The organism is Pseudomonas sp. UBA6310 (assembly GCF_002438225.1).
Classification (GTDB): Bacteria; Pseudomonadota; Gammaproteobacteria; order Pseudomonadales; family Pseudomonadaceae; genus Pseudomonas_O; species Pseudomonas_O kuykendallii.
In genome coordinates, this window is record NZ_DJTK01000062.1 from 1 (window position 1) to 9,140 (window position 9,140).

Here is a 9,140-nt window from a genome sequence, read left to right on the forward strand (position 1 = left end):
GTGGGCGTGAAGTACGAGCCGAAGGGCTGGAACACCGCCTTCACCGCCTCCGTCTACGACCTGGTGAAAGAGGACGACGTGATCGCCGACGCCACCACCGGCGGCTACCGCCAGGTCGGCGAGAGCCGCGCCAAGGGCGTGGAGCTGGAGCTGAACAGCGATCTCAACGAAAACCTCAACCTGGTGGCGTCCTACTCCTACACCGACGCGCGCATCACCAAGGACAGCCCCGGCTCGCTGCTGGAAGACCACCAGATGACCGGCGTGCCGCGCAACCAGGCGTCGGTCTGGGCCACCTACCGCTTCCTCGACGGCGCGCTCAAGGGCTTCCACATCGGCGGCGGCGTGCGCCATTTCGACAGCACCTTCGCCTACACCGCGGCGTCGCTGTACGGCACGCTGGATACCGGTGACGTGACCCTGGTGGACGCCTCGGTGGGTTATCGCATCGACGAGCACTGGTCCGCCGAGGTCAACGCGAAGAACCTCTTCGACCAGGAATACGTGACCGGCTGCAACAACGCCGGGCGCTGCTACTGGGGTGAGGAGCGCACGCTGCTCGGCACGGTGTCGTTCAACTGGTGAGGATGGCGTGGCTGGCGAACGGCGCGGGGCTTAGCGGGCGAGGTACAGCCTTCCGCTCAGGCGACGTGCCAGGGTTGTGAAGTTGATCACCGGCGGTGTCTGGTTCTGCGCATGGCAGAGCAGGGTGATAGGCGCTGCCAGGCGCGGCTTGGCGCCGACGATCCGGCAATAGACGACACTGGCGCGCTGCAGGTCCTTCATCGAGGCGGGCACCACAGATACGCCGGCGCCAGCCGCCACCAGGCTGACATTGGTCAGCATGCGTTCGACCTCGAAGGCCACCTCCGGCTCGAAGCCGGCATTGCGGCAGGCCTTCAACAGGTTCGCGTACATTCCCGGCGCGCCGGGCCGGCGCACCAGGATGAAGGGTTCGTCCCTGAGTTCGACAAGGCGCAGTTCGGGCATTCCGTCGGGCGCCTCGCGTCCGGCCAGCAGCGGATGGTCCACCGGCAGCACCAGCAGCAGTTCCTCGTTGAGCAGGCGGTGGAACTGCACCTCGTCGGGGCGGGCGACCGGCGCGCGAAGGATGCCGACATCCAGGCTGCGCGTGCCCACTTCATCGGTGAGGCCGCGTGCATTGCCCTCATGCAACACGATGCTGACGCGTGGGAACGCCTGCCGGTAGGCACGGATGATCCGCGGGATCAGCGGGTGCGCGGCGGCGGAACTGGTGAAACCGATCGACAGGACGCCCTCCACGCCTTCTGCAACGCGGGCGGCGCGGCGGCTGGCGTTGTCCACCTGAGCGAGGATCGCCCTGGCTTCCTCGAGGAATACCTGGCCGGCGGCGGTGAGGTCTACGCCCTTGGCGTGGCGCTTGAACAGATCGAAACCCAGCTCCAGTTCCAGCGCGCGTATTTGCTGGCTAAGCGGAGGCTGCTGCATGTGCAGGCGCGCCGCGGCGCGGGTGAAGTGGCGCTCTTCGGCGACCATCGTGAAGTAGCGCAAGTGCCGTAGTTCCATGCGGGGCTCGCCAATGAGGGGTGGTTTTCGGCCGGCGGACCGCGGCCTGGAAAAATGGCGCAGCGGGCGATGGTCGGCGGCGTAATTGGGTAGGATACGGCAGCCCGGGGCAAGTCTTCGGTCCAATAACAAGAACTCACGCTGCAGCGGACCCACGCATGATTCTCAAGCTGGCACGCAATCCGACCCTGCAGATCGTCGTCGCGGTGAGCGCCGGTATTCTGCTGGGCCTCTGGCGCCCGGACCTGGCGATGGCCATGAAGCCGCTGGGCAGCGGCTTCCTCCAACTGGTGGGCTGGGCGATACCGCCGCTGATGTTCGTTCTGGTGACGTCCGGCGTGGCGCGCTTGCGCTGTCGCCGCCAGGCCCGGGGACTGGGCGCACGCACCCTGGTCTATTTCGAGGCACTCAAGGTGCTGGCATTGCTCTGCGGGCTGCTCGGGGCTCTGCTGCTGCGCCCCGGCGACGGCTTCGCTCCGCCGTCCGAATTCCCGACGCACACGTTGGCCGCCCAGGTTCACAGCACGGGGCAGGGCACCGAACGCATGGTCGAGGCGGGAGCCGGCGTCTCGCCGTTGCACCTTTGGCAACTCCTCAGTCGCAGCCCGGTGTTGCAGGTGGCATTGCTGGCGTTGGTCTGCGGCTACCTGCTGAGCCGCCTGGGACCCCTCGGTGAACCTGTTCTCGCGGCCCTCGACCGGTTGCTGGCGCTGCTGTTCGCCTTGCTCAGGGTACTGCTGCGTTTCGCCCCACTGGCGGCCTTCAGCGCCATGGCCTTCACCATCGGCCGCTACGGGCCGGGCTCGACGGTTCACCTGCTGAAGTTCATCGCGGTGATCTACCTCACCTGCCTGGCATTCGTTGGCATCGTGCTCGCCACCGCCTCGCGGTTCGCGGGCGTCGGCCTGCTCCGGTTGATCGCGTACATCAAGGAAGAGCTGTTGCTGGTGGCGTCCACCGGGTCCTCGGTGATCGCTCTCCCGGGGCTGCTGCGCAAGCTGGAACGGCTGGGATGCGCACGGCAGTCGGCGCGGGTGGTGTTGACCACCGGCTACACCTTCAATCTGGCGGGGTCGAACATCTACCTGTCCTGCGCTGCGCTATTCCTCGCCCAGACCGGCAATGTCGAACTCGATGGCCTGCAACTGCTTGGCCTTCTGCTGGTGTGTCTGTTCACCTCGATGGGTTCCACCAGCATCGCCGGTTCCTCGTTCCTGACCCTGGCCGCGACACTGAGCGTTCTGCCGATGATTCCGGTGGAAAGCGCCGGCCTGTTGCTGGGCGTCGAGCGGCTGATGAAATGCCGTTCGCTGACCAACGTGCTGGGCAACTGCGTAGGCTGCCTGGCGATCGCACGCTGGCACGGCTCGTTGGACCAGACGATCTTGCAGCGGGCGTTGAATCCGGCTCGCGCGGTACCCGGGCGGGGGCCGCTGCGCAACACTTCGCGCGGCGCGGGCGGTGGGCATGCCGAAGAGCCGTCGAATGGCAGCGCGGCGGGCGAAGAGAGGCGCTGAGGGCCGTGCCGGTACAAGGTGGACAGCGCTGCGGCGTGAATGCCACCCGCTAGCTCAACAGGCGCGGCGGGCACCGCGCGTTTTTCGGGGCGGGGCAGGCCGGTCCGTCGCTGCGCCTGGGGCAGCGGCAGACCGGTCGTTGCCGGGCGTCAGTCGCCGGCCAGCTTGCTGAACGCCTCGTTCAGCGTCGCTTCGGCGTCGCTCAGGCGCTGGCGCCGCTCACGCATCCAGTCCTGATCCGTGCCCAGCGTCTTCTGCGCCTGCGCCAGCATGCGTTTGACTTCCGCCGGCTGCGGGCCGCCGATGCCCTGGCGGCTATCCACCATGGCACGCGGCGATAGCGTGGCGCGGAACGCGGCTTCGCTGAGGGGCAACTCGGTGGTCTTCCACTGGTATTTCTTCGCGGCCTGGGTGTAGAGCTTCTGCGCCTCTGCATAGGGGAAGGCTTTCGGCGTGATGCCATGGTCACGGGCATAGGTGACGATCAGCGAGGCGAAGCTGTGGCCGATGCGGAACGGCACGTCGTGCAGGCGCTCCAGGGTGTCGGCCAGCTCCATCGAGGTGGTCCATTCCGACTCGAGTTCTTCCAGGCTGCGCGCCGAGTCGATTTTCAGGGCATCGAGCACGGTGTTCATCCGGTCGATCATCTCGACGCTCTCGTCGAACAGGCCGGAGGAGTCGTAGGCGAACTTGTAGTCGGTCATCCCGGTGGTGACGTTGTGCGCGCGCAGCGTCACCAGTTGCGACAGCCCGACCACGTCCGAGGCGGCCTCGCGGGTGCGCATCAGCAGCCCCGGGTTGCGCTTCTGCGGCATCGCGCTGCTGGTGTAGGTGGAAGCCTCGTCGAGCAGCAGCCACGGGCGGATCTGGTGATACTGGGTGTGGATGTCGCCGATCATCGCGCCGATGCGAATCGCCGTGGAGGCGACGAGGGCGGACGCTTCGAGGGGAATGTCGTACGGGGAAACCTGGCTGGCATCCAGCGAGTTCTCGCGCACGCCATCGAAGCCGAGCAACGTGGCCAGGCGCGTGCGGTTGAGCGGGTAGGCGGAGTTGGCGAGCACGGCGGTGCCCATCGGGCTGAGATTGAGCCGTGCGTAGAGTTCGTGGAGGCGCTGCGCGTCGCGCTCGAACGAAGCGTCGTAGGCGAGCAGATAGTGCGCGTAGCTGATCGGCATCGCCTGTACGCCGTTGGTGTAGGCCGGCACCAGCGTGTCGATGTTCTCGGCGGCCAGCTTGAGCAGGCGCTGGCGCAATGCATCGAGCGCATCGCCGTAATCGAGCACCTGACGCCGCAGGCTGGCCAGGCGGTAGGTCGCGTACATGTCCTGGCGGCTGCGCCCGGAGTGGATCAGCGAGGCTTCCGGGCCGATCTTGTCGGTCATGATGCGCTCGATCTGCAGTACGTCGGTGGGCCGCTTGCCGTCCGGCCGCTCACCCTGGTCGATGGTGTAGCGCACGCTGCCGGCGATCTTGCGGCCTTCGTCGGCCGAGACGATGCCTTCCTCGGTGAGCATGACGATGGAGGCTTTGTTGATCCGGTTGATCCAGTCGAACTGACCGTCGTCGCTTTTTTTCTTGCCCGCCGCGGGCTTCTCGACCGTGGCGCCGATCTTCTTCGCCTGCGCGGCGCACTCGGCGGTGGTCTTGCAGTTCATCTCGCCGGTGTTGGCGGCATAGGCGCCCGGGCCACCGGCCAGGGCCAAGAGAATGGCGAGGTGCAGCAGGGATTTTCTGGTGTGCATGAGCGTTTCCTGGGCCGGTGCGGGCCGGCGGTTGTGGGCGGGGCGAGGTGTCAAAGCAGCGGAATCGTGTAGCTGACGATCAGGCGGTTCTGGTCAATGTCCTGATCGCCGCCGCTGCGATAGGTACCGTTGCGCCAACGCACGGCGAGGTTCTTCAGCGCGCCGCTCTGGAAGCTGTACTGGATGTCGGTATCACGCTCCCATTCACGGGTCGCGCCGTTGGCCAGCTCGAAGTTGTCGCCGCGCAGATAACGGGTCATGAAGCTCAGGCCGGGAATACCAAGGCCGGCGAAGTCGTAGTCGTAGCGCACCTGCCAGGAGCGTTCGTCCGGGTTGGCGAAGTCCGGCGAGAGCATCACGTAGTTGACCAGGAACGGGTCGGTACCCTGCAGGTAGGGGAAGCCGGTTCCGCCGGACATTTTCTGGTAGGCCGCGCCCAGGGCGTGGAAGCCGAAGCTGTAGGTGAACTTGGCGCCGAAGGCGTTGTTGTCGACATTGGTCGCGCCATCGTCGGTGGAGCGCGCGTAGCGGATATCGCTCTTCAGTGCCTGGTTTTTGCCGAAGGGCAGGTCGTGGCTGAGATTGAATATGTGCTGTTTGTAGTTGGCATCCAGATGGGCATAGCTGTAGCCGGTGGTCAGCGCCTTGCTCCACTTGTAGCTGGCGCTGAAGAAATCGAACGTGTCGGTGTCCTGGCGACCGCTCAACCCTGAGCCCGAAGCGGCGAGCTTGTCGCCGCCGCTGCTGTTGCGCAGGTTGTTTTCCGTGAGGCGCCCAATATTGAGGGTGAGGTCGTCGATGTCCTTCGAGGTCAGCTGGGTGCCCTGGAAGGTTTGCGGCAGCAGGCGCGAATTGTTCGGTTGCACCGTCGGCAGGCGCGGAATCAGCGTACCGAAGCGCAGCGTGCTGTTGGCGACTCGGGCCTTGGCGGTGGCGCCAACCCGGCTGTAGTCATCGGGTGCCCCGTCGTCGCCTACCGGCAACAACCCGGAGTTCTGCCGATCCTGCCCCGAGTCCAGCTTGACGCCGAGAAGACCGAGGGCATCGACGCCGAAGCCGACCGTGCCCTGGGTGAAGCCGGATTGGTAACGCAGCAGGAACCCTTGAGCCCACTCTTCACGTTTCGACTGGTTGGCATCTTCCTGGCGGTAATCACCGTTGAAGTAGAAGTTGCGCAGTTCCAGCTCGGCTTTGCTGTCTTCCAGAAATTCCGCGCTGGCGATGGAGGGGAGGGTGAATCCAATACCGAGACCGACCGAAGCCAGACCCAGGTGCAGAGGTTTAATCGACATGTTCATGTCCTGTGCTTGTTGTTCTTGTTGTGGCGACGGCACCTGCGAAAAGCCGCCGGGTGACATCCAGGACGATGCTAGGACCTGTATTTGAATATTTAAAATATATATAAAGTCTGTATTCGATACTTTTTGAGTTTTTAGTGCTGCTGGTTGGTGGCCATCCGGGGTTGAGCGAAAGCGCGTTGGCTCGCCAGGAAGTCCACAGGGCCCGCAGGATGCGGTGATAATGCGGCGACTGTTATCCGCTCACCCAAGGAGCCACGGTGGCCGCGACGTTCGAAATCAAACCGCTCGACCCCGAAACCTACCGTCGGCAAACGCGCCGCGCGACGCTGATCGTCGCCGTGCTGTTCCTCGCGCTGGCGATGCTGTTCTCGCAGATCCTGGTGCTGGCGTTCGGTGAAAGCGGCGGCGACAACTTCCGCTGGAACGTCGCCGGCGTGGTCATCGGGCTGGGCCTGAGCGTGGCGCTGGTGCGCCTACGCTTCTGGTCGCAGGCCTGGCTGGCGCCGAGCCTCTACGGTTGGCAGCTCAAGCGCAGCCTGATGAGCATCACCAATCTCATGCATCGGCTCGAGGCGGGCGTGGCCGCCGGCGACCCGGTGGCGATGAAGCTGCTGCGCTTCTATCACCTGGGGTTGATGCAGATGCACGAACTGGACGGCAACAGCAGCGACCAGGGCCAGGCCCGGGCCGAGATCGAACGGCACCGGCAGCGCATGGAGGAGGCCGGCCTGGATACCGAACAGACGCGCCTCGACCCCGCCTGGCTGGAGTCGGTGAAGCGGGGCTTCGCCGCCTGAGCGCCGCCCGGCTGAAATATCGCGGCAACAAAGCTGCTCTAGGGTATGGCCCCTGAACTTCCAGGTGCCCCTCCATGAACAGTGCTGCCCGCCGTACCCGCAAGACCCTCGACCTCGTCGCCTACCACAACGAGCGCGCCGCGCTGGCGGTGATGAAAATGGCCGAACGGATGGAATGCCAGGTCCTGCGCGGGGAATTGCTCGAGGTCATCCACAGCCTGAACCAGGACGCCGCGGACCTGCGCCAGGTCCGCCAGGCGCTGGACGTGGACGAGCGCAGGCGCGCCTGATTACCGCCCGTCGCGCCGACACGGCCGCGCGACGCAGCGAGGCCATCCGCGGAAAGATCGCGTTACACACGCCTCGTGGCCGCGCAGCGCCCCGCGGCAACGGCTGCGCCAGCGTCCGGGCATGCGTGCAAGGGCCTGGCAGCGGTGTTTTGTTTCATCCAGGCGGGAGCGGGCAGGGCGCTCGCACAGCGAAATACGCGTCCCGCCCTTCCGATATCGACTGGGGGCCGGCACAATTCGCGTCCTTTTTTTGGCTGGGCGCGCCGGAGCCTCGAAATGATCAAGACGCCGTACTACCTCATCGACAAGCAGAAGCTGCTGGTCAACATGCAGAAGATCGCCTACGTGCGCGAGCAGTCCGGCGCCAAGGCCCTGCTGGCGCTCAAGTGCTTCGCCACCTGGCCGGTGTTCGACCTGATGCAGCAGTACATGGACGGCACCACGTCGTCCTCGCTGTACGAGCTCAAGCTCGGCCGGCAGAAGTTCGCCGGCGAGACCCACGCCTACAGCGTCGCCTGGGCCGACGACGAGATCGGCGAGATGCTGGAGAACTGCGACAAGATCATCTTCAACTCCATCAGCCAGTTGCAGCGCTTCGCCGAGCCCTCCGAAGGCAAGGTGCGCGGCCTGCGCGTCAACCCGCAGGTGAGCAGCTCGGACTACCTGCTGGCCGACCCGGCGCGCCCGTTCAGTCGTCTGGGCGAATGGGACCCGGCGAAGATCGAAGCGGTGATCGAGCAAATCTCCGGCTTCATGTTCCACAACAATTGCGAGAACGGCGACTTCGGCCTGTTCGACAAGATGCTCGGCCATATCGAAGAGCGCTTCGGTCACCTGCTGCACAAGGTCAAGTGGGTCAGCCTCGGCGGCGGCATCCATTTCACCGGCGAGGGTTACGCGCTGGACGCCTTCTGCGCGCGCCTCAAGGCCTTCTCCGAGAACTACGGCATACAGGTCTACCTGGAGCCGGGCGAAGCCGCGATCACCCAGAGCGCCTCGCTGGAAGTGACCGTGCTCGACACCCTCTACAACGGCAAGAATCTGGCCGTGGTGGACAGCTCCATCGAGGCGCACATGCTCGACCTGCTGATCTACCGCCTCAACGCCAAGCTCGCGCCCAGCGCGGGCGAGCACAGCTGGATGGTGTGCGGCAAATCCTGCCTGGCCGGCGATATCTTCGGCGAGTACGCATTCGACAAGCCGCTGCAGATCGGCGATCGCCTGTCGTTCGTCGACGCGGCCGGTTACACCATGGTCAAGAAGAACTGGTTCAACGGCCTGAAGATGCCCGCCATCGTGGTCAAGCAGCTCGACGGCAGCGTCGAGGTGGTCCGCGAGTTCGGCTTCGACGACTACCTGTCCAGCCTCGGCTGACGGCGTCGGCAAACGGGCGTCGCCGACGTCCCGCGGCGCTCCGGTCGGATGAAAAAAGCCTGCCTCGCGAGACGACGAGCAGGCCTGCAATAACCGTCTCAAAACCGCAGTACCAGGAGGTGAAACAATTGAAGAAGAACGTTCTTATCATTGGCGCAGGAGGTGTCGCCAAGGTGGTGGCCCACAAGTGCGCGCAGCACAACGACGAACTCGGTCGTATTGCCATCGCGTCGCGGAACATCTCCAAATGCCAGGCCATCATCGACAGCGTCAAAGCCAAGGGCAGCCTCAAGCAGCCCGCCGATATCAAGGCTTTCGCGCTTGACGCACTGGATATCGAAGCGACCAAGACGCTGATCCGCGAGACCGAATCGCAGATCGTGATCAACGTCGGTTCCGCCTTCCTCAACATGTCGGTGCTGCGTGCCTGCATCGATACCGGCGCCGCCTACCTGGACACCGCCATTCACGAGGAACCGGGCAAGGTCTGCGAAACGCCGCCCTGGTACGGCAACTACGAGTGGAAGCACCTCGAGGAATGCCGGCAGAAGAACGTCACCGCCATCCT

9 protein-coding genes are annotated in these 9,140 nt (G+C 65.0%); 6 read left to right on the top strand and 3 right to left on the bottom strand.

The annotated features are described in order from the left end of the window. Positions 1–585 (top strand): TonB-dependent siderophore receptor (locus B3E91_RS14865; RefSeq protein WP_287030158.1); only part of this gene is annotated, 585 nt, incomplete at its 5' end. Positions 586–615: 30 nt separating this feature from the next. Here the strand turns inward: B3E91_RS14865 and B3E91_RS14870 are convergent. Then, positions 616–1,548, bottom strand: a complete 933-nt coding sequence (locus B3E91_RS14870; RefSeq protein WP_287030159.1) for a LysR substrate-binding domain-containing protein — start codon at positions 1,546–1,548, stop codon at positions 616–618. Positions 1,549–1,706: 158 nt separating this feature from the next. Here B3E91_RS14870 and B3E91_RS14875 point away from each other — a divergent pair, with 158 nt between their 5' ends. Then, positions 1,707–3,065, top strand: a complete 1,359-nt coding sequence (locus B3E91_RS14875; protein WP_287030160.1) for a cation:dicarboxylate symporter family transporter — start codon at positions 1,707–1,709, stop codon at positions 3,063–3,065. Between the two features lie 149 nt (positions 3,066–3,214). On the opposite strand, the gene B3E91_RS14880 is transcribed toward B3E91_RS14875, so the two are convergent. After that, positions 3,215–4,810, bottom strand: a complete 1,596-nt coding sequence (locus B3E91_RS14880) for an argininosuccinate lyase (protein WP_287030161.1) — start codon at positions 4,808–4,810, stop codon at positions 3,215–3,217. A gap of 50 nt (positions 4,811–4,860) precedes the next feature. Beyond that, positions 4,861–6,102, bottom strand: coding sequence for an OprD family porin (locus B3E91_RS14885; protein ID WP_287030162.1), 1,242 nt, complete (start codon positions 6,100–6,102; stop codon positions 4,861–4,863). 266 nt (positions 6,103–6,368) lie between these two features. Between B3E91_RS14885 and B3E91_RS14890 the strand changes: the two genes are divergently transcribed. From B3E91_RS14890 to B3E91_RS14905, 4 genes are all read left to right on the top strand, one after another. Beyond that, positions 6,369–6,908 (top strand): DUF3087 domain-containing protein, encoded by a 540-nt coding sequence (locus B3E91_RS14890; protein ID WP_287030163.1) that lies wholly within the window; start codon positions 6,369–6,371, stop codon positions 6,906–6,908. A 74-nt stretch (positions 6,909–6,982) separates the two neighbouring features. Further along, entirely contained in the window at positions 6,983–7,198 is a 216-nt protein-coding gene (locus B3E91_RS14895) for a hypothetical protein (RefSeq protein ID WP_090231545.1), read from the top strand. 276 nt (positions 7,199–7,474) lie between these two features. Beyond that, positions 7,475–8,572: a carboxynorspermidine decarboxylase gene (locus tag B3E91_RS14900; RefSeq protein ID WP_287030164.1), complete on the top strand. Its 1,098-nt coding sequence runs from the start codon at positions 7,475–7,477 to the stop codon at positions 8,570–8,572. 128 nt (positions 8,573–8,700) lie between these two features. Next, positions 8,701–9,140, top strand: a 440-nt coding sequence (locus tag B3E91_RS14905) for a saccharopine dehydrogenase NADP-binding domain-containing protein (RefSeq protein WP_287030165.1), incomplete at its 3' end; no start/stop codon positions are given.

Excerpts from the sequence above, each read along its gene's own strand:
- B3E91_RS14870 (WP_287030159.1), bottom strand. The coding sequence starts at position 1,548 with ATGGAACTACGGCACTTGCGCTACTTCACGATGGTCGCCGAAGAGCGC.
- B3E91_RS14875 (WP_287030160.1), top strand. The coding sequence starts at position 1,707 with ATGATTCTCAAGCTGGCACGCAATCCGACCCTGCAGATCGTCGTCGCG.
- B3E91_RS14880 (WP_287030161.1), bottom strand. The coding sequence starts at position 4,810 with ATGCACACCAGAAAATCCCTGCTGCACCTCGCCATTCTCTTGGCCCTG.
- B3E91_RS14885 (WP_287030162.1), bottom strand. The coding sequence starts at position 6,102 with ATGTCGATTAAACCTCTGCACCTGGGTCTGGCTTCGGTCGGTCTCGGT.
- B3E91_RS14895 (WP_090231545.1), top strand. The coding sequence starts at position 6,983 with ATGAACAGTGCTGCCCGCCGTACCCGCAAGACCCTCGACCTCGTCGCC.
- B3E91_RS14900 (WP_287030164.1), top strand. The coding sequence starts at position 7,475 with ATGATCAAGACGCCGTACTACCTCATCGACAAGCAGAAGCTGCTGGTC.